Origin of the sequence: Pseudomonas sp. NPDC087697 (assembly GCF_044743155.1) — a bacterium.
Lineage (GTDB): Bacteria > Pseudomonadota > Gammaproteobacteria > Pseudomonadales > Pseudomonadaceae > Aquipseudomonas.
Window position 1 is genome coordinate 94,418 of sequence record NZ_JBIUVW010000009.1, and the last position, 26,970, is coordinate 121,387.

Sequence of the window (26,970 nt, forward strand, 5' to 3'; positions counted from 1 at the left end):
GCTGCGTAATGAGGTGCCGCCATGAATCGTCGAGACCTGCTGATTGCCGCTGCGGCAGCCGCGACTCTGCCGTCCTTGTCGTTTAGCGCGAAGCTGTTTGCCGCTCCCGTTTCGGCGCCGCGTTTTCTGATCGTCTTTCTGCGCGGCGGCTACGACTGCAACAACCTGCTGGTGCCCTATTCCAGCGATTTTTACTACGAGTCGCGTCCGACTCTCGCAATTGCCCGGCCCGATTTGCATAACCCCAACAGCGCGATTGCACTGGACGGCCATTGGGGCCTGAACCCGGTTTTACGTGATTCGATCTACCCGTTATGGCAACGCAAACAGATTGCCTTCGTGCCATTCGCCGGCACCGACGACTTGTCCCGCAGTCACTTCGAAACCCAGGACAACATCGAGTCCGGCGAACCGACCCAACAGCGCAACCGTTACGACTCGGGCTTTCTCGCACGCTTGTCGCGTCAGGTGCCGAACAGCGCGCCCATTGCCTTTACCGATGCCTTGCCCCTGAGTTTTCAGGGTGGCAGCGCCATTCCCAACATTTCGTTACGCGGCAATTCGAAACCGACCTTCGATGCTCGGCAGTCGGCGATTCTCTCGTCGATGTACAAAAACACACCCTACGCGGCCTCCGCAGCCGATGGCCTTGAACTGCGCCAGCAGGTGTCAAAGGATCTGCAAGACGAGATGGTCAAGGCCAATCGTGGTGCGCCGAATGCGCAGAACTTTGCTACGCAGACCCGGCGCATGGCGACACTGATGCGCGACCAGTACCGACTGGGTTTCGTCGATGTCGGCGGCTGGGATACCCACGTCAATCAAGGCAGCACCAGCGGCCAATTGGCCAACAACCTGGCAAACCTCGGTGAAGGTCTGGTCGCCTATGCCCAGGCTCTGGGTGATGAATGGAACAACACCACCGTAGTAGTGGTCTCGGAGTTCGGCCGCACCTTTCGTGAAAACGGTTCCAGGGGCACTGACCACGGGCATGGCACGGTCTATTGGGTACTCGGCGGCAATGTTCGCGGCGGGCGCATCGTTGGCGAACAAGTGGCAGTCAACCCGCAAAGCCTGCTGCAAAACCGGGATTACCCGGTGCTCAACAATTACCGGAACCTGCTCGGTGGTTTGCTTGGCCGGACATGGGGCTTGTCCGCTTCGCAGTTGCAGAACGTATTTCCAGGAGCGCGTCCGGATGCATTGCAGTTGTTGTGATCAGCGTAAGAAACATGCATCACCACACGTAGGAAATTTCATCTAACAATTCCCCCGGCAACCCTCACACAGACCTCGGTTATAAACGTGGGCGATCGCTTCTAGATGTAACGGAGCACCGTCTACTACAACAAGAGAGTGACTACTGTGCCGAGAAACTCCGGATCGAATGCGGGCAAAGGCCCCATGCCCATCGTGCCGTCTCCTGCAACGCCAAACACGCCGCCTGCGGGTCAAAAGCCCAGGAGCAGCAGTGTCTTTCCCCGAGTCGAAAGTCCCCTGGCCTCTTCATCAAGCGCATCCGCGCCACCCCCTCGACCAGCGCCCACCATCGCACCAAAACCCACAGCGTTTTTAGTCCCCAAGCTATGTACCGTGTGCAAATCCAATCACCAAGGCCCCTGCCCGACTCAACCTTCCAGCGCGGCATCATCCTCTTCGCAAAAACCGGCTTCGGCGCTGGAAATGTATGAACAGCACCAGGCGAACTATCAGCCACAGAACCGGACTCAGCCGTTCGAGATCATGCAATCGGTCACGGACGACAGTCTGAAATTCAGCAACAAGAAAGCGACCGACGCTGAGCTCGCCAAAGTCGCGGACAAGAAATTCACCCTCCGGCACTACACCACGTCAAAGGACGGTCCCCCGCCGTTCAACACCATTTCATCGAACTTTGAATTGGTGCACCACAAGATCAAAACCCTGCAAAGAACCCAGGGCAGCAACACCAACCAGGATGATTGGGTGCGCCTGGGCAACACAGCGTTTACCTTCTTTCTGTTGGCAATCGACGGCGAGGTAGCGAACCGAAAATTCCTCGCGGGCGCGACGCATTACGCGGAAATCGACCCGGAAAATCTGGGGCAGATGACGGCGGCGAGCCTGGAAAATGCGGAGTTTTTCGCCTCGCCCGACTTGCTCCACACCAAGGATCTGTCGAGTGCCAAAGCCATCAAGGGTCCCTTGAAAGACCTCAAGGCGCTGATGGTCGCAAGCTCCGGACTCAAGGCCATCAGCCTCGGTCGTACACCTGCGCAAGGCCTGCTCAAAGCCATCGACGATCAGTTCTCCGGCACCCTGGAAGTGAAGCTGCCGGGATCGGTAATCGTTACTCAATGGCACACGATTTAGACGGAAATAGCGACGTAGCAAACGTTCTGGATCGCTGTTTCCTTATCGCCAAATCATCGGAAGTTAGAAGCAAAACGACCGCTCGTCGAACTAAACGCCCTCTGTTTTGACAGCTTCAGATCGGCATCTATAGTGCAGACGCGGCCTGTTGGAAGGAACCCAGACCCGTCACTTTTGTAGGCAAGGAGCCAGGCCAGCTCGTACCCTGTGATCGGTGGGTTCCCCGTAGTAGCGCGCTTACAACAGCCGCAAGGCAATCAAGCGTTGTTGCGTCTGGTAGATGCCAGGCGCTCACTATGATCAAGGAGCTTTACTATGTCTCGAGTCACGGATGTGCTTGTTTCGATCGACACCGAAACCATTCTGAAAAACTACCCGAACATCAGCAAAAACCCTGCCGCTCCAACAATGATTGATGTCAATCATGTGTACATGGTCACCAATCAGAACAACGTGATCAATGGCCAAGCCGGTGGCGAACTCAATTTGAAAGCCCAGGTCGGTGACCTGATTCGCTGGCGCGAAACCAGCCTGTCGCAGAGCTTCGAAACAGCGGTAATTTTCTACAAGTTCATCGGCAACGTGGGTAATGAGCTGATCTCGACACCGACTCCGCGCAAAGCCACCGCGTGTGTTGCCGTGCCAAACACCAGCAACCCGTCAGTGCCTAGCTGCCAGAAAGTCGATAACCATTATTGGTCTTCGGAAACCCTTTCTACCGGCAGCGTGACCTATCACTTCAACTTCCTGATCGTGAACCGGGACTGCCAGATTGTAGGTTGCTGCTCGTGGGATCCGTTCATCACCATCCGTAACTGATCTGGACGGCCCCTTGGCGACAAGGGGCTTTCCCCTCTGCCTCGCGCCCCGACTGGAACTGGATGTCTTGCGTAAGCCGCAGCGGTGCGCCGCGATCCACCCACATCATGAAAGGAAGCCGTGATGTCCACAGATACCAGCGCAAGCCCGTCACCCAGCACTGAGCAGGCAACCAATGTGCTGCTTATTGTCGACGCCGAAACCCTGCTCACTCGCTACCCAAAACCGAGCCTCGACCCCCAGAACCCGACCGTGATCGAGGACGGTTTCATCTTCACCTTTGGCGCAACCCAGGGGACAACGTCAAAGTCCAAGGGCACCTGTCTTGAACTACCCGTAAGCTCAACCAAAACCTTCCACATCCGTGGCCGAACCGTCGGCCTGCACGCCGAGCACAGTGTGGTGTTTTACGAGCTGTCCGTGGGCGACGCCGGTGTGTTCTCAAAACCGCATCTGGTGGTGCACAACGGCCAGACCTTGCCCGCCCCCAACCCCGAAACCCCCACCGAACCGCTCGCGGTAAAAGCCGATGATCACTACTGGCACTGTCAGCAACTGAGCGCAGGTGTCGAGCAGTGCGAGCTGAGTTTCATGCTGGTGAACAGCAGCTGTGAAGCGCTGGGGTATTTTAGTTGGCCGGTTGGGGTGAAGCTGTCGAGTTAAACAAAAAAACCGGCTTCAATAGCCGGTTTTCAGTTTTTCCTGCCGCGATTAATCGTAATACCCAACGGTCTTTTTCAACCGATCCGAATACTCGTAAATATCATCGACCGAATTGATCGGATGGCGGGTTTCGTTCTTCTCTTCGTCGAAGATACCGATGTACTTCTGTGACCGATTGAAGTGCAGGCGGCAGATCGGTTTACGGTTATTGTCATCAAGCAAGATACCGAAATAGCTCTGTGTATCGCGCTGTACGATGCGTTTTGCATCGACTACCGAACGAACCACCGCACGGACAATGTGATAGCCCTCCAGCTCTTCAAGCGTGGTCAATACCTTGTCATCCGACTCATTACGCTCATCCGGCTCTGAGGTACTTGCACCTGTCGCCGGCAGTGAGGACAGGCTGGGCTGAATGGCTCCGCTCATAGCTGATTTGAGACGATCGTTGATCTGATCGTTGAGAAACTGCACTACGGCTTTTCTCGTCAGTTCCTGAAACTGTTCCCGGACTTTTTGTGTGATCACACCGTCGTAAACCCGGGAGGCAAAAACTTTTACGAAATCGTCATCAGGCTTGCTGACTTGGGCTGCGATCACTTTTTTGATCTGGCTGACATATTTCAACTCACCCGCTGCGCTGATGATCGAATCGACATCGAATGCGGACTTGGTCAGCTTCGTCAGTTCTGGGACTGAATACTCGTCGATATCGAGCAAATCGAGTTCAAGGAAAGGCTTTTCATCCATCTTGTTGGGGGCGTCCAGGTCCGTAAAAAACTTGTAGACCTGGCCATTGGTGAGGATCGAGATTCGGGCGCTGGTGACGTGGAAGTAACGAAACAGCTGCGATGCGTGATTGATGTGCAGTGGTTCACCAATCTTTTTACACTCGATCAGGATCTGAACCTCCCCTTCCTTCATGATCGCGTAATCGATTTTCTCTCCCTTCTTGGTTCCAACATCGCAAACGAACTCAGGGGTCACCTCCGACGGGTCAAAAACGTCGTAGCCCAGCACTGTGCTAATAAAAGGCATGACAAAAGCGTTTTTGGTCGCTTCTTCCGTCTTAATTGCAGCCCCCTGCAGACGAACTTTTGCGGCGAGACTTGCAAGCTTTTCGATAAATTCCATGAGTGGCCTCTTACCTGTTTCCGATCCGTGTATGTGCATGCTGGCAAATTGACTGCCATTGATACTAGACACAAACCGGCACAAAGAAAGAAACCGAAGGCGGATAGAGGTCAGAAGCAGAGAGTTCCTACGAGTACCAAAGACAAGAATGGTCCTATAGCCGTTTAGGAAGAGGAATGACCGCGCTCTACCGAAGCAGTGTAAAACGCGATGCTGGGGTTGGAAGCGCTCAGAAAGCAATACCGCAGCATCGGTGAAGGCGAGGCCATTTCGCTGGAAGGCTCACCTGCTGCTGACAAGTAACAGCAGGATTTGAATCAGCGCGGATCAGCACCTGCATCAGCCGTCCACCCTACCGGTTTGCCGGCTGGCCTGAAGGGCTTTGGCCATTTTCAGGTGGTTTTCCAGTTTGGGCAGGGTTTCTGCGGCGAAGGCCTTGATCTCCGGTACCTCGGTGGTTTGTGCTTCCTGCTTCAACTGCTCGATGGCTTCCTGGGTGGTCTGTACCTGGCTGGCGGCGAAGGCCGCGTCGAACGAGTCGCCGTCCTTGACCTCAGGAATCAGCGCCTTGGCCTTGCTCGCCACCTCGTCTCTGGGAGCAACGGGCAGATCGAGTTTTTTGGCGATTTTCGCCAGATGCTGGTTGGCCGTGGTGCGGTCGTTGATCACCGCAATCGTGTAATCCTTGACCTCTTTGGATTCGGTTTTCTGGTGAGCCTGGCGGCTGGCTTCAATGTCGGCCATGCCTTTGGCCGAGGCGTCGTTGATGAATTCGGCTGGCGACTGGGCAAAAGCGCTGCTGGCGCCCAGGCCCAGCAACACGGCAAAACTGATGGTCGGTAACCGGCTGGCCATGCGTTTCATGGTCACGCCCTCCTGAACAGGCAAATGAGTGCAGCGGGCATCCCCGCCTGACGTCTGAAGTTAAAACACCACAAAGGTTTAGAAAAGTTGAGCCTGCCGCGACGAACGGCGCCGCGCCAAAGTCGAATCAGGCGCGGTCCAGGCGCCCGCTCAAGCGCTTGGCAGCGTACATGGCCTCATCTGCGTGCTTGAACAATTGCTTTTCCTCACTGCCATGCTCGGGGTAAAGCGCGATGCCAATGCTCGGCGTGATGTTCAGGCTATGGCTGTCCAGACGCATCGGCTGGCCGAGCACCTGGCGGATTTTGATCGCCACCCGCGCCGCGTCTTCGGCCGCCTGAACACTGTCGAGCAGGACGACAAACTCATCGCCACCAATGCGCGCTACCGTGTCGGACTCACGCACGCAGCCTTGCAGTCGATTAGCCACGGCTTGCAGTAACATGTCGCCGACGCCATGGCCGTAGGTGTCGTTGACCTGTTTGAAATGGTCCAGGTCAACGTATAGCAACGCCATGCGTCCGCACTCTTTTCTGGCTTTACCAAGGGCGGCGGTCATGCGTTCACGCAACAGTTCGCGGTTAGGCAAACGGGTCAATTGATCGTGCTGTGCCATGTATTGCAACCGGGTGTGCAATTGCTTGCGCTCAATGGCCGCCGCGACCTGGGCACAGACGTATTGCAGCAGCTCCTTGTCGCGCTCGGTATAGCGTTCTCCACCGGGTACGCTTTTGACAATCAGCGCACCGATGGTGCCTTTCTGTGAGTTCAGCGGCACGCCCAGCCAGCAGGGTGAATCCTGGCCATTCATGACCTCGCAAAGTCCGGGCATCGCAGCAGGTTGGTCGGGTGTCACCAGCACCGACTGCCCCGTGCGAATGACTTCGGCGCAGAGCTGGCCAGTCACGGTAAACACCGGATCATGCTCGTGATCGTCGACGTGGTACGGGAAATTCAATTGCTTGCAGTGCTCGTCGTAGAGCGCTACCGAGAAGTTCAATGCCGGCAACCATTCGCCGATCAGTTGATGAATGCGTTTGAACAGCGCCAGCAGATCCTCAGCGGCATGGGCAGCTTCGGAGATCGCGTACAGTGCGGCCTGTCGGGACTCGGCCTGTTTGCGCTCGGTGATGTCACGGGCTACGGCGATGCGCAATTGGTCGACTTCAGACCAGCGCGCCGACCAGAGTAGATGCACCACCTGACCATCCTTGCGCAGGTAGCGGTTTTCGAAGTTCGGGTTGGGTTGGCCGCGCATGATTTCCCGGGCAGCGTCCAGGGTCCGTTGGCGATCGGCCGGGTGGACCATCTCGATCATCGGCTGGCCGATCAGCTCGTCCTGGGTGTAACCGAACACTTGCTCGCAGGCGGCGCTGACAAATACGAAGCGGCCCTGGCTATCGACCGCACACACGACGTCGAGCAAAAGATCGATGTAACTTGCCAGCGGCGCGGAATTTCTGGTGGTCATCAAAGATAGATACTGTCCAAAGGTACAGCCGTGAGTATCAATCCCTGGACCCGACCATCGCTAAAAAGGATGTCCCGATGCAGCTGTCGCAGCCTTGCGTGCAGCCTCAAACCTTGTTCGCCAACAACCCCGGCACCGCATACAGCAAGGCGTTGACGGCGAAGCCGACGAACATTACCCCGCAAATCCGGGTAATTGCCAGCTCATGACGCTGATACAGCGTGCGTACCCGACGAGTGCCCACAATGCCGATCAGAATAGCGTACGCGGCGATACCGCCAACGAAGCTCAGAAAGATCAGCCACGTTTGCCAATGCCTGTCAGTTAAGAGCAATGCACAGCACATCGACTTGAACCAGAGGCTTTCGGCGCGTGCAGGCTGCGATCTTTTGGGGGGCAGTCAACGCTTAACTGACTGGCATTAGCCACGTTGGCGCCTTTGTTACGGAGTGAAAAACTTCATCCCTGCATAAGGTTTCCGGCGACACGCATCAAGCCGCGACGTCAGATCCCCGACATGGGCTTCGAGCTTGTGCCCATCTGGATCCAGAAAATAGAACGACGCGCCTTCGCTGCGATTGTCCCGCCACTCTAGAACACCCACGGCTCGCAGTCGTTCAACGAATGCCGGGAAATCATATTCGCCCACGCTGAATGCGTAATGGGTGTAATCAGCCGCCGTTTCAGGCTCACGCATCGGGTCGAGCGACAGACACAACCACAACCCCGGCAATGACAGATAGGCACCGTTGTCCCAAGTGGCGTCGAGGCGCAGTTGCAACAGGCCATGATAGAACGCCACGCTGCGATCCAGATCGGTGACCGCCAGGGTCAGGTGGTTGAGGCCTGAGAGCATCGGTTCAGAGCCCTTTTAACTCTTTCGGAACAACATACTGCCGACCGTCATAGCGCAGCGTCGTCAGTACCGTTTTCTCCACCGTGTCTTTGGATTCGCAATCGCCATTCTTCACCGAGTCTTGCGAGCCGGTGGTCACCGATTTGACGATAAGGTCGGCGAAACCGTGGCTGCTGGTTTTGGCCATGTCCAGGGTGCGTTTGGTGTGCGAGAACTCGCCGGCGCAGTTGGTATCCCATTCACCGCTACCGGACTCGATCACCAGTTGTTCCAGCACCGGGCGCAGTGTGTTGCCTTCGCGAACATACAACGACAGCAAAGCTTGTTCGAACGGATTGGCCCGTGATGAGCCGATGAAACCTGCACGCACACCGAACGCCCGGAGGTCGGAGGTGAGCTTGTAGCGCGCGGTGTCGATGCTCAGCCCATCGAACCGGACAGCATCGGAACTGAACACCGAGGCTTTGGAGTAGCGGGCCAACGGCTTGCCGTCGACATTGGAAACCACGGCCAGTTTCAAGTCGTACATGCCCATGCCGTCAGACTCATCGCTCAAGGTGGGATCCGGCTCAATTTGCGACAGCGCGGTGATGGTCTGAGCGTCGTAGGCCGGCCACTCCTTGCACACCGAATAACCCGGCACACCCTCGGGTAACGGCGGTTTTTCGCATTCGGCATACGCCTGGGTGGCGCCCAGCGCACCACTCATTGCCACACATCCCAACCAGCTGTATTTCAAGGTCATTCCCTGTTCCTTGCGAACGTCATCAATCAATAAAAAATCAGCCGTGCACTATCGCCTGCCCGATCTGTCAATTCAACCCGTTCAATGCCTGATCGCCGCCACGACGCGAGGGCAGCGATGCCAGGTGCATTCATCGAATGACACTGAGCCTTCTGATATTCCGTACTCCTGGAAAAGCTTCAGGTTAAAATCCAGCGCTTTGACAGCCTCATACGGACCGAGCAGCACTGAAGAATTGACCTTTGGTGCGGACATGGAACCCACGCTGATCAGCCGTTTTTGCGAGCTGATCACCGACCTATTACGTGCTCACGGCCGAGACATCGGCCACTGACTCTCCAGGAAACAGTCCTTGAAAAGCAGCACAACGCTAGTCATCACTTGCTCTACGGTTTTTCTCGCGCAGTTGGGCATGAGCATTTATCTCCCGGCCCTGCCGGAGATTGCCCGATACCTGAACAGCGATGCTTCGCAGGTCTCCTGGGGGCTGGCGGTGTACCTGATCGGCATGGCGCTGCCCATGCTGTTCTGGGGCAGCCTGAGCCAGCGCATTGGCCGCAAGCCGGTACTGATCGCGGCGTTAGGCATCTATGGGCTGGGAAATCTGGCCTTGCCCATGGGGACAACCCTAGAGTCATTCCTTGCGCTACGGTTGGTTCAGGGTATTGGCGCCAGTGGGATCTCAGTCATGGCCCGAGTGCTGATTCGCGACAGCTTTCGCGGAGATCTGTTAGCCAAGGCACTCTCCTGGATTTCGATTTCCTTTGTGGTTGCGTTAGGGATCGGACAATACCTGGGTTCACTGATACAGGTTGCACTGGGCTGGTCAGCGATCTTTTATTTGCTGGGCGGCACGAGCCTGTTGATGGGGATAGTGGTGGCACGGGTCACCTTCCCGACATTGGCGGAAGCGAAAAGTCAGTCATCCAGTTGGCCAACTTACTGGCGCATTCTGCGTCATCGGAATTTTCTGCTTCCGGCACTCGCCGGTGGTCTCGGCTACGGAGTAATCGTCGCGTTCAACACCGCCGCACCAGCGATTCTGCAAGGTACGTTCAACTGGTCCGCAGTCGAGTACGGCCTCTTGGGATGGCCAATCAGTGCAGCCTATTTTTTGGGGGCACTGGTGATCAATCGCTACGTCCTGCACACCGGTCAGCGCCGGTTGATGAACGCGGGGGCAGGATTGGTGTTGGTCGGCAGCGCGGTCATGTTACTGGGCAGCCTGCAGGCAACTGCACTGGCGTTACTGCTGTGGTTGCCTTACTGCATTGCGGTGCTCGGCCAATCGTTGATTTATCCCATCAGCCTGTCCCTGGCCAACGATGGCTCGCCGGTCAGTGGTGCTTATGCAATGGCCTTGAGCGGCTTTATCCACCAACTGATGGCCGCCATTATCGGCGGCATCGCCAGCCTGCTGGTCGGTCAGCAGGCTTGGCCGTTGTCATTGTTATGCAGCCTGTTGGCCCTCGGCGCGATGCTCTGCGTAACGCTCTTGCCGCGTCCCGAAATCATCGAACAAAGCGCCCGGTAACTCCGCCATTCAAAACGCGCTACGAAAGATCTCCTCGATCTGCCGCTGATCCGCTGCCCGTGGGTTAGTCAGGCCGCAGGCGTCTTTCAAGGCGTTGGCGGCGAGGATCGGAATGTCCTGCAGCTTGGCGCCGAGGTCGCGCAAACCACCGGGGATCTGCACATCCTTGGCCAACGCGCGGATCGCCACGATGGCCGCTTGGGCACCCTCTTCCGGGCTGACGCCGCGCGTGTCGGCACCCAGAGCGTGCGCCACCACCGCCAGACGTTCGGCGCAAACGGCGGCATTGAAACTCTGCACATGCGGCAGCAGTACTGCGTTGCACACGCCGTGGGGCAAATCGTAGAAGCCACCCAACTGGTGAGCCATGGCATGCACGAAACCCAACGATGCATTGTTGAACGCCATGCCCGCGAGGAACTGCGCGTAGGCCATGTTTTCCCGAGCCATCATGTCGCTGCCGTCGTGTACGGCCAGGCGCAGGTTGCGGCTGATCAGCTCGATGGCTTTCAGCGCGCAGGCGTCGGTGATCGGGTTGGCCGCCGTGGAAACGTAGGCTTCGATGGCGTGGGTCAAAGCGTCCATGCCGGTGGCGGCGGTCAGGCCTTTGGGCATGGCGGCCATCAGCGCTGGGTCGTTGACCGACAGCAGCGGCGTGACGTTGCGGTCGACGATGGCCATTTTCACGTGACGCGATTCGTCGGTGATGATGCAGAAACGGGTCATCTCACTGGCAGTGCCTGCAGTGGTGTTGATCGCGATCAGCGGCAATTGCGGCTTTGTCGATTGATCAACGCCTTCGTAATCGGCGATCTTGCCGCCGTTGGTGGCGCACAGGGCGATGCCTTTGGCGCAGTCGTGAGGCGAGCCGCCGCCCAGGGAAATCACAAAATCACACTGGCTGCGCTGGAGCAGTTCCAGGCCGCTCTCGACGTTGGCGATAGTCGGGTTCGGTTTGGCACCGTCGAAAATTACCGAGTCGATGTCCTGCATCGCCAGTTTTTCAGCGATCAGGGCTGCCACGCCAGCCTTGGCCAATCCTGCGTCCGTCACGATCAAGGCCTTGCGAAAGCCATAGTTGCGAATGGCGTTCATGGCTTCGTCGAGGCAACCGGTGCCCATGATGTTCACGGCGGGAATGAAAAACGTGCTGGTCATGACCGATCCTCTTCGATAGTGCCGAACCGGCAACCCCGATTCAGCGGATACCCAAAGGATCGACCCATCAGTCGCCGCGCATGTTGATCTGGCTCAACACCCGGTCGTGATAAAGTCTGCGCCCTGCACTCCACCTGCTTGAGATGACCGACGCGATGACCGATTTCCAGGAATTTGATGCCCGACTAGAAGACTGGAACGCGTTGCGCGCAACCACCCCGTTCAGCAGCCTGCTGGTGGGCAACGGTGCCAGCCGCGCGGTGTGGGATGACTTCGGTTACGACTCGCTGTTCGAGAACGCCCGCGCGGTCGAAGAAAAACCGTTGAGCCAGTCCGAACTGAGCGTGTTCGAAGCGATGCAGACCCGCAGTTTCGAGCAGGTGCTGAGCGCACTGAAAACCACCAGCAGGGTCAACAAGGCCCTGGCCGTCAGCTCGGCTGCGCCGCGCAATCGTTACTACGCGATCAAGGAAGCACTGATCAACACCGTGCACGCGGTGCACATCCCGTGGCGCCTGGTGCAGGCCCCAAGCCTGGCGGCGATCAATCAGGAATTGAGCACGTATCCAACGGTATTCACCACCAACTACGACCTGCTCAACTACTGGGCGATCCAGCATAAATCCGACGCCATCAGCGACCTGTTTCACGGCACCGAGCCGAGCTTCGACCTGAGCGCCAGCACCGCCGATAAAACCCGCATGCTTTACCTGCACGGAGGCCTGCACCTGGTGCGCAATCAGGATGGCACCGCACGCAAACTGACCTCCACCGAAGGCACATTGCTGGGCAGTTTTGCGATCAACAACACGATCAAAACCCTCGACGACGTGCCGCTGTTCGTCAGCGAAGGCACCTCTGAAGACAAGCTCAAGACCATCCGCAGTTCGGATTACCTGTCGTTCTGCTATGACCAGTTGCTCAAGCAAAGCGACGCGCTGTGCATCTTCGGCCACAGCCTGGGCAAGCAGGACAATCACATCATTCATGCGCTACGCCAGGCGAAACCGAAGACCGTGGCGATCTCGATTTACCCGCGCAGCGCAGCGTTCATTCAGAGCCAGAAGCGGCATTATGCGAAGGTGTTTGAAGGGATCGAAGTGGCGTTGCGTTTTTTTGATTCCAAGACGCATGCGTTGGGTAGCCCAAAGTTATCCGTTCCAGTCGAAGTTTAGCGGCGACTGGGCTGGCGCCTTCGCGAGCAAGCCCGCTCCCACATTGGGTCCGCGGTGAAACACAAATCAAATGTGCGAGCGGGCTTGCTCGCGAAGCTTTTGCTGTCGACTCATTCTTCCGAGCTATGCACCACCACCAGCAACTGCGCCTGCACCTCGCCCACTGAGCGCAGGCGATGGGGTTTTTGCGCGTTAAAGTGCAGCGCGTCGCCACGGTTCAAAATCACCCGTTCGCTCATGAAGTCGACTTCGACCTGGCCTTCATGGACGAACAGAAACTCCTCCCCCATGTGCTCCTTGAAGGTCTTGTCGCTGAACTCTTTGGGCGGATAGAGGATGAATGGCAACAGGCTGCGCTCGCTGACCTGATGGGCCAGTACCGCGTAACCCGGAGCCTGCTCATTGGCCGCCAGTGACTGGCGTTCATCGGCGCGTACCAGGCTGTAGCTGTCGAGGCTGATGGTGTCCTCGGAGAACAATTCCTCGACCTTGACGTTCAGCGCCTTGGCCAGTTTCAGCGCCGCTGCAATTGACGGGGTGTTCAGCCCGCGCTCGACTTTCGACAGATAACTCTTGGTCATGCCGGATTTTTCGGCCAGGGCCTCCAGCGTAACGCCAAGTTTTTTTCGCAGTAATTTCAAACGGATAGACATGTGGAGCGATTAATCCATCAAGGAGGCAACGATTAGTCCTTGCTAATGACACTTTGTGTCATATAGCCTATTAAGTGTCATCCGTGTTCTCCCAACGACTTTGCGAGCAGTGGGAGAAACACATCCGACGTCCATTGAACACTGCAAAGGACACCCGATATGGCCAAGACATTAGCACTACCCAAGGAGCAACTCATCAAGCAGGCGCTTTCGCAGATGCAAAGCACGCTGGCGGATAATACGTGGACCGACCGGCAAAAGCTGGCGCTGACCTGCCGCATTCTGTTCGAGAACGGCCACGACTCCGGCCTGGCCGGACAAATCACCGCCCGTGGCCCTCAGCCCGGCACCTACTACACCCAACAATTGGGTCTGGGATTCGACGAAATCACCGCCAGCAACCTGCTGCTGGTCAACGAAGACCTGGAAGTTCTGGAAGGTCACGGCATGCCCAATCCGGCTAACCGTTTCCACAGCTGGGTGTACCGCGCCAGACCGGATGTGAACTGCATCATTCATACGCACCCGACGCATATTGCGGCGTTGTCGATGCTGGAAGTACCGCTGGAAATCTCACACATGGACCTCTGCCCGCTCTATGAAGACTGCGCCTTTCTCGAAGCCTGGCCAGGCGTACCGGTGGGCAACGAAGAAGGTGAAATCATCGCCGGCGCCTTGGGCGATAAACGGGCGATTCTGCTTTCCCACCACGGTCAGCTATCGACCGGCCGAACCATCGAGGAAGCCTGTGTCATCGCGCAATTGATCGAGCGTGCGGCCAAGCTGCAACTGCTGGCGATGTCGGCCGGTGAACTCAAGCCGATTCTGCCGGCGCTCGGCCGTGAAGCCCATGACTGGATTTCCAAACCCAAACGCCACGGCGCCGCCTTCAACTACTACGCTCGGCAGAACCTGCGTCAACACGCCGATTGCCTGAACTGAATCCATCCATTGCTTAAACGGAGAGAGAGAGCATGTCTACCCCTTCTATTCACGGCATCATCGGCTACACTATCACCCCGTTCACCGCTAACGGCGAAGGCATCGATCTCGACGCACTGGGCCGTTCCATCGACCGTTTGATCGACAGCGGCGTACACGCCATCGCCCCGCTGGGCAGCACCGGTGAAGGTGCCTACCTGAGCGATGCGGAGTGGGACCAGGTCAGCGAGTTCAGCATCAAGCATGTGGCCAAGCGTGTGCCGACCATCGTCAGCGTCTCCGACCTGACCACCGCCAAAGCCGTGCGCCGTGCGCGCTTCGCCGAGGCGCATGGCGCTGATGTAGTGATGGTGCTGCCGGCGTCCTACTGGAAACTCAGCGAAGCCGAGATCCTCGCCCACTACCGCACCATCGGCGAAAGCATCGGCGTGCCGATCATGCTCTACAACAACCCGGCCACCAGCGGCACCGACATGTCGGTGGAACTCATCCTGCGGATTTTCAATGCCGTGGAGAACGTGACCATGGTCAAGGAGAGCACCGGCGATATCCAGCGCATGCACAAGCTGCAATGGCTCGGCGAAGGTCAGGTACCGTTCTACAACGGCAGCAATACGCTGGCGCTGGAGGCCTTCGCCGCAGGCGCCGAAGGCTGGTGCACCGCAGCACCGAACCTGATTCCGCAGCTTAACGGCGCGCTGTATCAAGCCGTATTGGCCAATGATCTGGGCAAGGCTCGGGAGTTGTTCTATCGCCAGTTGCCGCTGCTGGACTTCATCCTCAAGGGCGGTTTGCCCGCGACCATCAAGGCCGGTCTGCGCATGACCGGGCTGGACGTTGGCAATCCACGGCTACCGATGTTCCCGCTGGGTGAAACCGGTCGCAGCCAGCTGCAAGGGTTGTTGAACGCGTTGCGCTGATCTTCAGGCACATACATAACCAATGTGGGAGCGGGCTTGCTCGCGAAGGCGGCTTAACGTTCGACGAAAATGCTGAATGTAAGACCGCTTTCGCGAGCAAGCCCGCTCCCACAATGGATTTTCGGTGTATTCAAAACACCGGCAAGGTTTTGTCCTTGATCACCTTGGTCGGCCCGTTGGCCTTGACGCTGGCGATGCCTTTTTCCCGTGCGGCATCGGAAGGAAAAGCCTCGCTGCTGCCGATGATTTGATGGTCGGCCGCCGTGAGGTTGAAGTAAGGATGGCCATCCTTGGTGGACTTTTTCTCGTAGCGCTCATCCAGTGGGCTATTGATCTGAACCGAGGCGATGCCGCTATCAGCGGCGCTGCGTGTGGTGTACAGCTCGCTGGTGAGAATGGTTTCGGCATTGGCCGCTTTCAGCACAAAGCGGAATTGGCCATTGATGCTTTTGCTCAATTCATACCATCCGGACATGCTCGTTCTCCTTGCCGATTAAGAGATTACGCGCTTCAGAGTAAAGACCAGGCAGCTCTACTTCACCACCGCGCGCACCACCGACAACTCCGGCGCCATCACCCGGCGCTGACTCAGGTAACGCGTGCAGCTGACCCGCAGAAACGAGGCGAAATTCACCACTTCGCCCCGGTAGTCCATCACCTCTTCATAGAGCTTGGCGATCAACTGGTTGGTGGTCATGCCATCGACTTCGGCGATCTCGCTGAGGATGTCCCAGAACTGATTCTCCAGCCGCAGCGTGGTCACCACCCCGCAGATGCGCAGCGAGCGCGAGCGTGACTCGTACAGAATCGGGTCGGCTTTGACGTATAGCTCGCACATGCGCAGGCCTCCGCTTACAAGGTGATTTTGGTGCCCAGCAGACCGAGGAAACCGGCCAGCCAGCTCGGGTGCGCCGGCCAGGCTGGGGCAGTCGCCAGATTGCCCTGAACGTGACCTTCCGTCACCGGAATATCGATAAACGTGCCACCGGCCAAACGCACTTCTGGCGCACAGGCTGGATAAGCGCTGCATTCGCGACCTTCAAGAATCCCCGCCGCCGCCAGCAATTGCGCACCATGGCAGACCGCCGCAATCGGTTTGCCGGCCTTGTCGAAGGCTTGCACCAGTTGCAGAACTTTCTCGTTCAAGCGCAGGTATTCCGGCGCCCGACCACCCGGCACCAGCAACGCGTCGTAGTCCGCCGCATCGACCTTGGCGAAGTCGAAGTTCAGTGCGAACAGGTGACCGGGTTTCTCGCTGTAGGTCTGATCGCCTTCAAAGTCATGGATCGCGGTGCGCACGGTCTGCCCGGCGGTTTTGTCCGGGCACACTGCGTGCACGGTGTGACCGACCATCAGCAGCGCCTGAAACGGCACCATCACTTCATAGTCTTCGACGTAATCGCCGACCAGCATCAGAATTTTTTTCGCAGCCATGGGGATGACTCCTCTGGTAAAGACTTGGGCAGGAAGGAGTATTCAAGGTAGTCCTAATCCGGTGAAACAGGTAATAACCGCCTACTACGCCAGGCTCTTGTAGGAGCTGCCGCAGGCTGCGATCTTTTGATCTTTTGATCTTTTGATCTTTTGATCTTTTGATCTGTGGCGCTGCTGGGATTGCTAAGAGATCGCAGCCTTCGGCAGCTCCTACGTTGGGGGGATTACCCCCAACTGTACGGATAACTTTGCGCCCAGCTGTAAGCGCGTAAATCCGGGGTTTATGGCTAGATGAAAGCTCTCCCGCCACTTTAGAATTCTGGTTACCGTTATGTCCTCGCGCGAAAACACCGGCATGGCTCTGGGCCTGCTCGGCGTCGTCATCTTCAGCCTGACCCTGCCCTTCACCCGGATCGTGGTGCAAGAAGTCCACCCGCTGCTCAATGGTCTGGGCCGAGCATTGTTCGCGGCGATTCCGGCGGCAATGTTGTTGCTCTGGCGACGGGAGAAATGGCCGACGTGGAAGCAGGTCAAAGGCCTGACATTGGTGATTGCCGGGGTGATTCTCGGTTTCCCGGTGCTCTCGGCCTGGGCCATGCAAACCCTGCCGGCGTCCCATGGCGCGCTGGTCAACGGTTTGCAGCCATTGTGCGTGGCGCTGTATGCCGCGTGGCTGTCCCATGAACGACCGTCGAAAGCCTTCTGGGGCTGTGCCGCATTGGGCAGCGCGTTGGTCCTGGGTTACGCCTTGATCAGTGGTGCCGGCAGCATCCAGGCCGGTGATTTGTTGATGCTCGGGGCGATTGCCATCGGTGGTCTGGGCTACGCCGAAGGTGGCCGGTTGGCCAAGGAGATGGGCGGCTGGCAGGTGATCTGCTGGGCGTTGGTGCTGTCGACGCCACTGTTGATCGGCCCGGTGACGTATTTGGCGCTACAGCACCAAGGCGAGATTTCCGCGAAAACCTGGTGGGCCTTCGGTTACGTGTCGCTGTTCTCGCAGTTCATCGGTTTCTTCGCCTGGTACGCCGGGCTGGCGATGGGAGGCATCGCCAGGGTCAGTCAGATCCAGCTGTTGCAGATCTTCTTCACCATCGCCTTCTCGGCGCTGTTCTTTGGCGAACACATCGAACCGATTACCTGGCTGTTTGCGGTCGGGGTGATCGTCACCGTGATGCTCGGGCGCAAGACCAGCGTGCGCCCGGCACGTGTTGCCACCGCATAAACCCGTAGGAGCCAAGCTTGCTCGCGATGGCGATTTTGAGGACGCCATCGCCGGCAAGCCGTGCTCCTACAGATCAGAGGTAGCCATCAGCCCGCAACAGGGTTTCCAGACAATGCTCGGTGATGTGGTAGAACGCCTTGAGCTCCTGGATTTTCACCAACAGCTGGGCCGGGTCCACCGGTTCAGCGCGTTTGACCGCCAAAATCATCTTGTTCTTGTTGGTGTGGTCCAGGGAGATGAACTCGAAGACCTTGGTTTCATAACCGCAGGCTTCGAGGAACAACGCGCGCAGGCTGTCGGTGACCATTTCCGCCTGCTGACCGAGGTGCAAACCGTATTGCAGCATCGGCTTGAGCAGTGCCGGGCTCTGGATTTGCAGGCGAATCTGCTTATGGCAACACGGCGAGCACATGATGATCGCCGCACCGGAGCGAATGCCGGTGTGAATCGCGTAGTCGGTGGCGATGTCACAGGCATGCAGGGCGATCATCACGTCCAGCTCGCTCGGCGCCACACTGCGCACATCACCACATTTGAACACCAGCCCCGGATGCTCCAGGCGCGCGGCAGCGGTGTTGCACAGGGTGACCATGTCTTCACGCAACTCGACGCCGGTGACCACACCTTCAGCGTGCAAAGTGTTGCGCAGGTAATCGTGAATGGCGAAGGTCAGGTAGCCCTTGCCTGAACCGAAGTCCGCCACTCGTACCGGTTTATCCAGCGCCAGCGGTGACGAGGTCAGCGCATGGCTGAAGACTTCGATGAACTTGTTGATCTGCTTCCACTTGCGCGACATCGCCGGGATCAGCTCATGCTGCTTGTTGGTCACGCCCAGGTCCGCGAGGAACGGCCGGGTCAGATCCAGAAAGCGGTTCTTCTCACGGTTGTGCTCGGCGGATGGCACTTCGCGCAGTTGCTGAGGTTTACTCTTGAACAGCGAACTCTTGCCCTTTTTGCTGTATTCAAGCTGGGCTTCATCGGTCAGCGCCAGCAGGTGAGCGTTCTTGAATGCCTGCGGCAACAACGCAGCAATCGTCGCCACGCCCTCTTCGATCGGGAAATTCTTGGTGATGTCGCGCGTCTTGTAGCGATAGACGAAGGACAGGCACGGCTGCTCCTTGACCGTCAGCTGCTTGATGATGATGCGCTGCAAGTCGACTTCAGCGCCGACGTACTTGGCCAGCACCAGTTTGATGAAGGCGTTCTGCGCCAGGCTGGAGCTCAGCAGATCGATGAATTGCGCGTGATGATCCGGCGTGAGGCTGGCGGGAGTTGCGGTAACAGACATGTAAAAAACGCCTCAGGCGGTGCGGATCGGGGAATGGCGGGTATTTTAGGGGGGATGGCGAGTTGGGACACGCAATTATTTACCGAACGGCACAACACCCTCCAAGAATCAGCCCAACACCACCAACCGATTCGGCAACTCATTGCGCACATGCGTCACCGGCACATGCACCTTGAGCAGCTCGCCACAGGCCTCGATGCAGGTGACAAAGCCTTGCAATGTCTGGCCCTGTTTCACCTGTCGGGTAAAGGCCGCGACGATCGGATTCCAGGTTTTGCTGTCCAGCCGCCTGGAAATCCCTTCATCCACCAGAATCTCCACATAGCGTTCCGCCTCGCAGACGAAAATCAGCATGCCGGTGCTCCCGACGGTGTGGTGCAGGTTCTGCTCCAGAAACTGCCGACGCGCCAGGTTCGAGGCGCGCCAGTGGCGCACGGAACGCGGGATAAGGTGCGTGGTGATCGACGGAATCCGGAACACCAGGCACAGCACGATGAAACTCGCCCACTGCACCAGCAGCAAGGTGTGCATGTTCAACCAGCCGGAAACGTACTGCACGATACCCGGCACGATCAGCGCCAGCAGGCTGGCCCAGAGCAAAGGGATATACGCGTAGTCGTCGGCCCGCGCCGCGAGCACGGTGACCAGTTCAGCATCGGTGTCGCGCTCGACACGGGCAATCGCTTCAGCGACCTGACGCTGTTCGTACTCACTCAGTAATGCCATGGTGTTGAATGCTCATTCATTATTGTTATCACCCGCCGTGCCTTCAACTCGAGCGCTTGGGGCATAATCTGCCCCCGCCACTGGATTGCATCGAGCCAATCGGCTAAAAGATGCCCAGCGCGAAAAGAGTTCAGAAGTTTGCTGCATTTGTCCGAACAACAATAGACGCTCCCTAATTTTTGGCTGACCGGCGCGTAACCACGGCGTCCGTTTAGGCTTTTGAGATCACTATTCATGAAGAAGCTGTGTTTGCTGGGCCTTTCCATCGGCCTGGCCAGTCACTCGGTATGGGCCGACACCAAGCCCGCCCCTATTGAGAACAAGGACGCTTTCGTCAGCAATCTGATGAAGCAGATGACCCTGGACGAAAAAATCGGTCAATTGCGTTTGATCAGCATCGGCCCGGAAATGCCCCGCGAGATGATCCGCAAGGAAATCGCCGCCGGCAACATCGGCGGCACGTTCAACTCGATCACTCGCCAGGAAAACCGTCCGATGCAGGACGCGGCCATGCGCAGCCGGTTGAAGATTCCGATGTTCTTCGCCTATGACGTGATCCACGGCCACCGGACCATTTTCCCGATCCCGCTGGCCCTGGCCTCGAGCTGGGACATGGATGCGATTGGCCGCAGCGGGCGCATCGCCGCCAAGGAAGCCGCGGCTGACAGCCTCGACATCACCTTCGCGCCGATGGTCGACATCTCCCGTGACCCGCGTTGGGGCCGCACCTCCGAAGGTTTCGGCGAAGACACTTATCTGGTCTCGCGCATTGCCAAAGTGATGGTCAAGGCCTACCAGGGTGAAACCCCGAGCACAGCCGACAGCATCATGGCCAGCGTCAAGCACTTCGCCCTGTACGGCGCGGTCGAAGGCGGTCGCGACTACAACACCGTCGACATGAGCCCGGTGAAGATGTACCAGGACTACCTGCCACCGTACCGCGCCGCCATTGACGCCGGCGCCGGTGGGGTGATGGTTGCACTGAACTCGATCAACGGCATACCCGCCACTGCCAACCTGTGGCTGATGCAGGACCTGCTGCGCAAAGAGTGGGGCTTCAAGGGCCTGGCAGTCAGTGACCACGGGGCGATCCTCGAGCTGATCAAGCACGGCGTGGCCCGTGACGGTCGCGAAGCGGCGAAGCTGGCGATCAAGGCCGGCATCGACATGAGCATGAACGACACCCTGTACGGCAAGGAATTGCCCGGGCTGCTGAAGTCCGGCGAGATACAACAGAGCGACATCGACAACGCCGTACGCGAGGTGCTGGGCGCCAAGTACGACATGGGCCTGTTCAAAGACCCGTACCTGCGCATCGGCAAGGCTGAGGATGACCCGGCCGACACCTACGCCGACAGCCGTCTGCACCGCGCCGAAGCCCGTGACGTTGCCCGTCGCAGCATGGTGTTGCTGAAGAACCAGAATGAAACCCTGCCACTGAAGAAAACCGCGAAAATCGTCCTGGTCGGCCCGCTGGCCAAGGCGCCGATCGACATGATGGGCAGTTGGGCTGCGGCCGGTAAACCAGAGCAGTCGGTGACGCTACTCGACGGCATGACCCGCGCCCTCGGCGATCAGGCCAAGCTGACCTACGTCCGCGGCGCCAACATCACCGAGGACAAGAAAGTCCTCGATTACCTGAACTTCCTCAACTTCGATGCTCCGGAAGTGGTGAATGATCCACGCTCGGCGCAGGTCATGATCGACGAAGCGGTGAAAGCGGCTCAGCAGTCCGATGTCATCGTGGCGGCGGTAGGCGAGTCGCGTGGCATGTCCCACGAGTCCTCAAGCCGTACCGACCTGAACATCCCGGCCAACCAGCGCGACCTGATCAAGGCCCTGAAAGCCACCGGCAAACCGCTGGTGCTGGTGCTGATGAACGGCCGTCCGCTGACGATTCTCGACGAGAAGGAACAGGCTGACGCGATCCTCGAAACCTGGTTCACCGGCACCGAAGGCGGCAACGCGATTGCCGACGTGCTGTTCGGCGACTACAACCCTTCCGGTAAGCTGCCGATCAGCATCCCGCGTTCGGTAGGGCAGATTCCGACCTACTACAACCACCTGAGCATCGGTCGCCCGTTTACCCCAGGCAAACCGGGCAACTACACCTCGCAGTATTTCGATGACACCACCGGCCCCCTGTATCCGTTCGGCTACGGTCTGAGCTACACCAGCTTCAGCCTGTCGGACATGGCCCTGTCGTCGACCACACTGAACAAGACCGGCAAGATCGACGCCAGCGTGACCGTTAAAAACACCGGCAAGCGCGACGGCGAAACTGTGGTGCAGCTGTACATCCAGGACGTGGCCGGTTCAATGATCCGCCCGATCAAGGAACTGAAAAACTTCCAGAAAGTGATGCTCAAGGCCGGCGAACAGAAAGTCATCCACTTCAACATCGAAGAGGACGAACTGAAGTTCTACAACACCCAGCTCAAATACGCGGCAGAACCTGGCAAGTTCAATGTGCAGATCGGCCTCGATTCCGAGGACGTGACGCAGCAGAGCTTTGAGTTGCTTTAAACCCTCAAGAACACCACGATCAAATGTGGGAGCGGGCTTGCTCGCGAAGGCGGTCTGACATTCAGCATCTGTGTTGAATGTTAATCCGCCTTCGCGAGCAAGCCCGCTCCCACATTAGGTTTCGGGTGCTTAGACGATTGTGTTTAACCCCGCCGATCCAGCAGATTCACCACCAACCGATCCACCCATCCCCACACCCGCTGCTTGACCCGGCGCCATAGCGGCCGGCGTTGCCATTCCTCAAGACTGACCCGATGGCTTAATGCAAAGTCCTTCTCGAAACTCGCCGCCACCGCCAGGGTCAGCGTTGGGTCGAGGGCTTCCAGATTGGCTTCCAGGTTGAAGCGCAGAGTCCAGTGATCGAAATTGCACGAGCCGATGCTCACCCAATCATCGATCAGGACCATTTTCAGGTGCAGGAAACACGGCTGGTATTCGAAGATCTTCACCCCGGCCTTGAGCAGACGAGGGTAATAACGATGCCCGGCGTAGCGCACGGACGGGTGATCGGTGCGCGGCCCGGTCAACAGCAGGCGCACATCAATGCCCCGTGCGGCGGCCTTGCGCAGCGAGCGGCGGACTTTCCAGGTCGGCAGGAAGTAAGGCGTGGCCAGCCAGATTCGCCGCTGACCGCTGTTCAACGCGCGAAACAGTGATTGCAGGATGTCCCGGTGTTGCCTTGCGTCGGCATACGCCACCCGGCCCATCCCTTCGCCCATCGACGGCACCCGTGGCAAGCGCGGCAAACCGAAGTGCGAGGCGGGTTTCCAGGCGCGGCGGTGACGGTTGGCGATCCATTGGCGGTCGAACAACAGCTGCCAGTCGAGCACCAGCGGGCCACTGATTTCCACCATCACTTCATGCCACTCGCTGGTGTCACTGCCGGGTGTCCAGAATTCGTCGGTGACACCCGTGCCACCGACCACCGCCAGCGTCTGATCGACCAACAACAACTTGCGGTGGTCGCGGTAAAGATTGCGCACCCAGCGCCGCCAGCTCAAACGATTGTAGAAACGCAACTCCACGTCTGCTTCGATCAAGCGCCGCCGCAGACTCAGAGTGAAAGCCAGACTGCCGTAGTCATCGAACAGGCAGCGCACGCGCACACCGCGCTCGGCCGCTTGAACCAGCGCCTGAACCATCGCCTCGGCGCAGACGCCCGCCTCCACCAGGTACAGCTCCAGTTCGACCTGTTCTTGCGCCCCGGCAATCGCCGCCAGCATCCGTGGAAAAAACTGTGGCCCGTCGATCAATAGCTCATAGCGATTGCCTTCGCGCCAGGGAAACACTGCACCTTTCATGTCAGCGCGCCGTGAAAATCAGCACCGCACCCACCGGCACCGACAAACTGATAGCCGACAGGCCGGCGACTGTACGCAAGCTTTCCAGCCCTGGCAGCAGATCGAAATCCGCAGCGTTGAGTACCAGCGGTTCCAGGGTCACCACTTGAAAGCGTCGATCATCGAGCCGTGTCGCCAGCAACTCGACGTTGTAATCCTGCTCTTTGCCATGAAGGCTGACGGTGAGTGGCAAGCGCAGTTCGAGTTGCACGCCGGGGGCCAGATCTTTGATCGGCCGCAGATCGATCTGCGTGCTGATCAGCGCTTGCGGGAACGTCTTGATCTCGAACAGCTCCTTGCGCATGCGCTCATCGCGCAGCGCAATTCCACTGTTGACCGACTCCAGTTCGACCTGCACTTGCGCCTGGCCTTTGGCGTCGACCTTGCCATGCAGTACCAGAAAGCGCTGAACTTCGGAGATGTTGGCGTTCTTGGTGGAAATAAACGACAGACGTGAAGACTCACCGTCCAGGTACCAGTCGGCGTGGGCAGGCAAGGCAACGAAAGCTAACGGCAGCAAGGCCAGGGTTGTGCAGCAAAACCGCTTGAACATAAACACTCATGGGCAAGTAAACCTGAGCCGAACCTTAGCCTGAGTGAACGCACTTGCAAACCGCGCAGGGCAAAAGACCACCCACTACGGAGCCAAGCGGCAACCCTGACGGGCACCGAGCCATGCGGCGGTATGGCTGCGTCCCATGCCGCTGGCCGTCACACGCTTGTTGGGGGCGTCATCGAGAAAACCGCTGATGGGCACGTACTGCCTCACATAGCCCTGACAATAGTCCGCCGGGTTGTTCTCGACATAACGACACGAGCAATATTCCTTGGCAGTGTAGGCACTGATGATGTCTGGAAATGCCCACAACGCGATCCGTTCCTGCCAGATCCAGCCAAGCAACACGGCGATCAACAACAGCAACAGGCTGAGCCGTGGTCGACGGCGAATAAAACCGAGATTCATGGCTGCACCTTCTGCGCGAATGCCGCCAGTGCCAGTCGGAGCAATTCGTTGTGCCGGTAACTGCCGTCGCGATCATCGCCATAGCGCACGATCACCAGATTCTCGCTGGGCACCACATACAGCGCCTGTCCCCAATGGCCGAGTGCGGCGAAGGTGTCATCAGGTGCGTCCTCCCAGGGTCTCTCCGCGCCGTCAACCGCACGATTGAGCCACCAATGCCCTCCGGGGACGGCTTCATCCTGATTGGCTTTGAAGCGGGTGAACGGTTGGCGGTTGAACTCGACCCAGTCCTTTGGCAGCAACTGCCGATTACCCCAGCGACCGTCGCGCTGCATCAGCAGGCCAATCCGCGCCAGATCGCGAGCCGTCATATAGGCATAGGACGAGGCAACAAACGTCCCCGCGGCATCGGTTTCCCAAACTGCACTGCGAATGCCCAAGGGACCGAACAATGCGGTCCATGGATAGTCGGCGTAGCGTTGCGCACCGACCATGGCCTTCAGCGATGCGGACAACAGATTGCTGTCACCGCTGGAATAACGAAACGCCTCACCCGCTGCGCTGAACTCGCTATCAGCGGCGGCAAATGCCGCTATGTCCGGGCGGCCATGGGTGTAGAGCATCGCCACCACCGAAGAATTCAGCGGCGCGAATTCATAACTTTCCTGCCAGTCCAGACCCGAGCCCCAGTGCAGCAGATCAGCGATGGAAACATTCGGATGGCTCTGCAAAGGTGGATAAAACTTCGCCGCCGGGTCCTGTAGTTTGAACAAACCTTCGCCATAGGCCACGCCCAGCACCGTGGCCATCAAGCTTTTACTGACGGACCAGGTCAGGTGCGGTGTGTCGGCCGTCGTGGGGCCAGCGTAGCGTTCGTAGATCAACTGCCCGTCACGAATCACCAGCAAGGCATCGGTGCGAACACCTTTGCGGCTGGCGTCGTCGCGCGGCGCAAACGCGTAATCCTCCAAGGCCTGAAGCGCCGGCCCAGTGGTTTTCGGGCCGGGCGACCAGTGCTCGGCAGGCCAGTTTTCTGCCAGAACAGGAAAACTGACCAGCAATATGAACAACACAGGCAGGCGTTTGAACACGGCAGACACTCAGAGGGGCTAACCCTCTGAGCCTAGTCGAGATAAATGACAGTTCGAGAAATGCGCTGTCAGTGAGACCGTCATCGCGAGCAAGCTCGCTCCCACATTGGATTGATGCCATGTCGCAGTTTTGTGTTCTACACAAGCCCCTGTGGGAGCGAGCTTGCTCGCGATGAGGCCCATCAATACACCGCCAATGCCTTGGCCAACCGCTTGGCCCGCGCCCCCGCCGCCAGCTCCAGCACCGCCTGATCGCGTTTCCACAACGCTGCCCACTGCGGCGGTCCGTCGGCAAAGGCTTCATTGAGCGGCGCCTTGAGCCCATCAAACTGCGCAAACAGCCCGCCCAGCAACACGTGTCCGGCGCTGCTGTTCGGCGGTTGGCGGCTGGCTTCCGCACACCCGGCCAACAGCGCCAGTAACTGCAGTTGCAGACTTTGCGGCCACTCGCTGTCCCGACCGACACCGAACAACCAGGCACTCATGGCGCTTAGCACATAGATATCTTCAAGGGTGCGGAACGGTTTGACGTACGCGTCCCAGCCATCTCCGGCGAGCAGCTCACACAGCGCGTTGTCCAGATACAGCCGACCGTGACTGATGTCCGGCATCAACGCGATTGCCGGAAGCTTTTCAATTCGGACGCCGGGTTCACCGGGGTAAACCACCGCCAGACTTAAACGCGGCGATTCGTCCGCCCCTTCACTGCGTGCGGCAATCAGCAACCAATCCGCCGCATCGCCTGCGGTGACAAAATCCTTGCGCCCGCTCAAACGCAGATCCGCGAGGCGGGTTTGCATGTCTGCCGGGCGCAGGCTGCGCTGTTCGGTCGCACACAAGGCACCCAGACTGTGCGGTGCGCTCGGCCACAACATGCGCAACGCAGCCTGGTAACCCACCAGGAAGGCCAGCCCCGGCGTCGCCATCATCCGACCGCCGCGCACCGCCAACTCGAACGGTGTCACTGCGTCCAACACATGCAGCAACGTCGCGTAACCCTCAGCCAGATCAGGGTTTTCGGGCTGACGCTGGTCGCAGTTCAACAGGGCTTGCCAAGGCATAAACGGATCCTCAAGGGCTGTCACACAAGCAT

General features: G+C 58.3%; 27 protein-coding genes and 1 pseudogene. 10 read left to right on the forward strand and 18 right to left on the reverse strand.

Annotation, left to right across the window (positions count from 1 at the left end; genetic code table 11):
- Positions 1–21: 21 nt before the first annotated feature.
- From ACIPIN_RS09590 to ACIPIN_RS09605, 4 genes are all read left to right on the forward strand, one after another.
- Entirely contained in the window at positions 22–1,218 is a 1,197-nt protein-coding gene (locus tag ACIPIN_RS09590) for a DUF1501 domain-containing protein (protein WP_401117814.1), read from the forward strand.
- Positions 1,219–1,683: 465 nt separating this feature from the next.
- Positions 1,684–2,352 (forward strand): hypothetical protein, encoded by a 669-nt coding sequence (locus ACIPIN_RS09595; RefSeq protein WP_401117816.1) that lies wholly within the window; start codon positions 1,684–1,686, stop codon positions 2,350–2,352.
- Positions 2,353–2,667: 315 nt separating this feature from the next.
- Positions 2,668–3,171, forward strand: coding sequence for an inclusion body family protein (locus ACIPIN_RS09600; protein WP_401117818.1), 504 nt, complete (start codon positions 2,668–2,670; stop codon positions 3,169–3,171).
- Between the two features lie 123 nt (positions 3,172–3,294).
- Entirely contained in the window at positions 3,295–3,834 is a 540-nt protein-coding gene (locus ACIPIN_RS09605; RefSeq protein WP_401117820.1) for an AidA/PixA family protein, read from the forward strand.
- A gap of 48 nt (positions 3,835–3,882) precedes the next feature.
- Here the strand turns inward: ACIPIN_RS09605 and ACIPIN_RS09610 are convergent, their stop codons facing one another.
- The 6 genes and pseudogenes from ACIPIN_RS09610 to ACIPIN_RS09635 all read right to left on the reverse strand — a co-directional run bounded on the left by ACIPIN_RS09610 (position 3,883) and on the right by ACIPIN_RS09635 (position 8,904).
- Positions 3,883–4,968 (reverse strand): type I restriction endonuclease, encoded by a 1,086-nt coding sequence (locus ACIPIN_RS09610; protein WP_401117822.1) that lies wholly within the window; start codon positions 4,966–4,968, stop codon positions 3,883–3,885.
- Between the two features lie 339 nt (positions 4,969–5,307).
- Positions 5,308–5,832, reverse strand: coding sequence for a DUF4142 domain-containing protein (locus tag ACIPIN_RS09615; RefSeq protein WP_401117824.1), 525 nt, complete (start codon positions 5,830–5,832; stop codon positions 5,308–5,310).
- A gap of 127 nt (positions 5,833–5,959) precedes the next feature.
- Positions 5,960–7,303: a diguanylate cyclase domain-containing protein gene (locus ACIPIN_RS09620; RefSeq protein WP_401117826.1), complete on the reverse strand. Its 1,344-nt coding sequence runs from the start codon at positions 7,301–7,303 to the stop codon at positions 5,960–5,962.
- A gap of 106 nt (positions 7,304–7,409) precedes the next feature.
- A pseudogene (locus tag ACIPIN_RS09625) lies at positions 7,410–7,607 on the reverse strand (LysE family translocator); the annotation flags it as partial.
- 138 nt (positions 7,608–7,745) lie between these two features.
- Positions 7,746–8,159 carry a fosfomycin resistance glutathione transferase gene (gene fos, locus ACIPIN_RS09630; RefSeq protein ID WP_401117827.1) on the reverse strand — a complete coding sequence of 138 codons (414 nt, stop codon included), beginning with the start codon at positions 8,157–8,159 and terminating at the stop codon, positions 7,746–7,748.
- Positions 8,160–8,163: 4 nt separating this feature from the next.
- Positions 8,164–8,904 carry a hypothetical protein gene (locus ACIPIN_RS09635; RefSeq protein ID WP_401117829.1) on the reverse strand — a complete coding sequence of 247 codons (741 nt, stop codon included), beginning with the start codon at positions 8,902–8,904 and terminating at the stop codon, positions 8,164–8,166.
- 352 nt (positions 8,905–9,256) lie between these two features.
- Between ACIPIN_RS09635 and ACIPIN_RS09640 the strand changes: the two genes are divergently transcribed.
- Entirely contained in the window at positions 9,257–10,438 is a 1,182-nt protein-coding gene (locus tag ACIPIN_RS09640) for a multidrug effflux MFS transporter (protein ID WP_401117831.1), read from the forward strand.
- 9 nt (positions 10,439–10,447) lie between these two features.
- Here the strand turns inward: ACIPIN_RS09640 and yiaY are convergent, their stop codons facing one another.
- The gene (gene yiaY, locus ACIPIN_RS09645) at positions 10,448–11,596 is read right to left on the reverse strand and encodes an L-threonine dehydrogenase (protein WP_401117833.1); all 1,149 of its coding nucleotides are present in this window, start codon (positions 11,594–11,596) and stop codon (positions 10,448–10,450) included.
- 155 nt (positions 11,597–11,751) lie between these two features.
- On the opposite strand from yiaY, the gene ACIPIN_RS09650 reads away from it, so the two are divergent.
- Positions 11,752–12,771, forward strand: coding sequence for a DUF4917 family protein (locus tag ACIPIN_RS09650; protein ID WP_401117835.1), 1,020 nt, complete (start codon positions 11,752–11,754; stop codon positions 12,769–12,771).
- Positions 12,772–12,881: 110 nt separating this feature from the next.
- On the opposite strand, the gene ACIPIN_RS09655 is transcribed toward ACIPIN_RS09650, so the two are convergent.
- A complete protein-coding gene (locus ACIPIN_RS09655; protein ID WP_401117837.1) occupies positions 12,882–13,424 on the reverse strand; it encodes a helix-turn-helix domain-containing protein in 543 nt (180 codons plus the stop codon).
- 159 nt (positions 13,425–13,583) lie between these two features.
- On the opposite strand from ACIPIN_RS09655, the gene ACIPIN_RS09660 reads away from it, so the two are divergent.
- Entirely contained in the window at positions 13,584–14,366 is a 783-nt protein-coding gene (locus ACIPIN_RS09660) for an aldolase (protein ID WP_401117839.1), read from the forward strand.
- A 32-nt stretch (positions 14,367–14,398) separates the two neighbouring features.
- Positions 14,399–15,286 (forward strand): dihydrodipicolinate synthase family protein, encoded by an 888-nt coding sequence (locus ACIPIN_RS09665; protein WP_401117841.1) that lies wholly within the window; start codon positions 14,399–14,401, stop codon positions 15,284–15,286.
- A 130-nt stretch (positions 15,287–15,416) separates the two neighbouring features.
- Here the strand turns inward: ACIPIN_RS09665 and ACIPIN_RS09670 are convergent, their stop codons facing one another.
- From ACIPIN_RS09670 to ACIPIN_RS09680, 3 genes are read right to left on the reverse strand one after another with little or no spacing between them, the layout of a single operon-like run.
- Positions 15,417–15,761 (reverse strand): YegP family protein, encoded by a 345-nt coding sequence (locus tag ACIPIN_RS09670; RefSeq protein WP_401117843.1) that lies wholly within the window; start codon positions 15,759–15,761, stop codon positions 15,417–15,419.
- Positions 15,762–15,818: 57 nt separating this feature from the next.
- Complete coding sequence (locus tag ACIPIN_RS09675; protein WP_401117845.1) at positions 15,819–16,124, reverse strand: ribbon-helix-helix domain-containing protein; 306 nt, start codon at positions 16,122–16,124, stop codon at positions 15,819–15,821.
- Positions 16,125–16,138: 14 nt separating this feature from the next.
- Entirely contained in the window at positions 16,139–16,720 is a 582-nt protein-coding gene (locus ACIPIN_RS09680; RefSeq protein WP_123428182.1) for a DJ-1/PfpI family protein, read from the reverse strand.
- Positions 16,721–17,051: 331 nt separating this feature from the next.
- Here ACIPIN_RS09680 and ACIPIN_RS09685 point away from each other — a divergent pair, with 331 nt between their 5' ends.
- A complete protein-coding gene (locus tag ACIPIN_RS09685; protein WP_401117847.1) occupies positions 17,052–17,942 on the forward strand; it encodes a DMT family transporter in 891 nt (296 codons plus the stop codon).
- Positions 17,943–18,015: 73 nt separating this feature from the next.
- Here ACIPIN_RS09685 and ACIPIN_RS09690 read toward each other — a convergent pair whose 3' ends face one another.
- Together ACIPIN_RS09690 and ACIPIN_RS09695 are read right to left on the reverse strand one after the other, a co-directional pair.
- Positions 18,016–19,230, reverse strand: coding sequence for a class I SAM-dependent methyltransferase (locus ACIPIN_RS09690; RefSeq protein WP_401117849.1), 1,215 nt, complete (start codon positions 19,228–19,230; stop codon positions 18,016–18,018).
- A 108-nt stretch (positions 19,231–19,338) separates the two neighbouring features.
- Complete coding sequence (locus ACIPIN_RS09695; RefSeq protein ID WP_401117851.1) at positions 19,339–19,956, reverse strand: TPM domain-containing protein; 618 nt, start codon at positions 19,954–19,956, stop codon at positions 19,339–19,341.
- Positions 19,957–20,190: 234 nt separating this feature from the next.
- Between ACIPIN_RS09695 and bglX the strand changes: the two genes are divergently transcribed.
- A complete protein-coding gene (gene bglX, locus ACIPIN_RS09700; RefSeq protein WP_401117853.1) occupies positions 20,191–22,482 on the forward strand; it encodes a beta-glucosidase BglX in 2,292 nt (763 codons plus the stop codon).
- A 143-nt stretch (positions 22,483–22,625) separates the two neighbouring features.
- Here the strand turns inward: bglX and ACIPIN_RS09705 are convergent, their stop codons facing one another.
- The 5 genes from ACIPIN_RS09705 to ACIPIN_RS09725 all read right to left on the reverse strand — a co-directional run bounded on the left by ACIPIN_RS09705 (position 22,626) and on the right by ACIPIN_RS09725 (position 26,938).
- Complete coding sequence (locus ACIPIN_RS09705) at positions 22,626–23,783, reverse strand: phosphatidylserine/phosphatidylglycerophosphate/cardiolipin synthase family protein (RefSeq protein WP_401117855.1); 1,158 nt, start codon at positions 23,781–23,783, stop codon at positions 22,626–22,628.
- Position 23,784: 1 nt separating this feature from the next.
- On the reverse strand, positions 23,785–24,375 hold the full coding sequence (locus ACIPIN_RS09710) for a YceI family protein (protein WP_401117857.1): 591 nt from the start codon (positions 24,373–24,375) through the stop codon (positions 23,785–23,787).
- Between the two features lie 84 nt (positions 24,376–24,459).
- The gene (locus tag ACIPIN_RS09715) at positions 24,460–24,786 is read right to left on the reverse strand and encodes an amidase (RefSeq protein WP_401117859.1); all 327 of its coding nucleotides are present in this window, start codon (positions 24,784–24,786) and stop codon (positions 24,460–24,462) included.
- Positions 24,783–25,877 carry a serine hydrolase domain-containing protein gene (locus tag ACIPIN_RS09720; RefSeq protein WP_401117861.1) on the reverse strand — a complete coding sequence of 365 codons (1,095 nt, stop codon included), beginning with the start codon at positions 25,875–25,877 and terminating at the stop codon, positions 24,783–24,785. Before ACIPIN_RS09720 ends, ACIPIN_RS09715 begins: the two co-directional genes overlap by 4 nt.
- Before the next feature lie 182 nt (positions 25,878–26,059).
- Complete coding sequence (locus tag ACIPIN_RS09725; protein WP_401117863.1) at positions 26,060–26,938, reverse strand: acyl-CoA dehydrogenase; 879 nt, start codon at positions 26,936–26,938, stop codon at positions 26,060–26,062.
- Positions 26,939–26,970 lie beyond the last annotated feature (32 nt).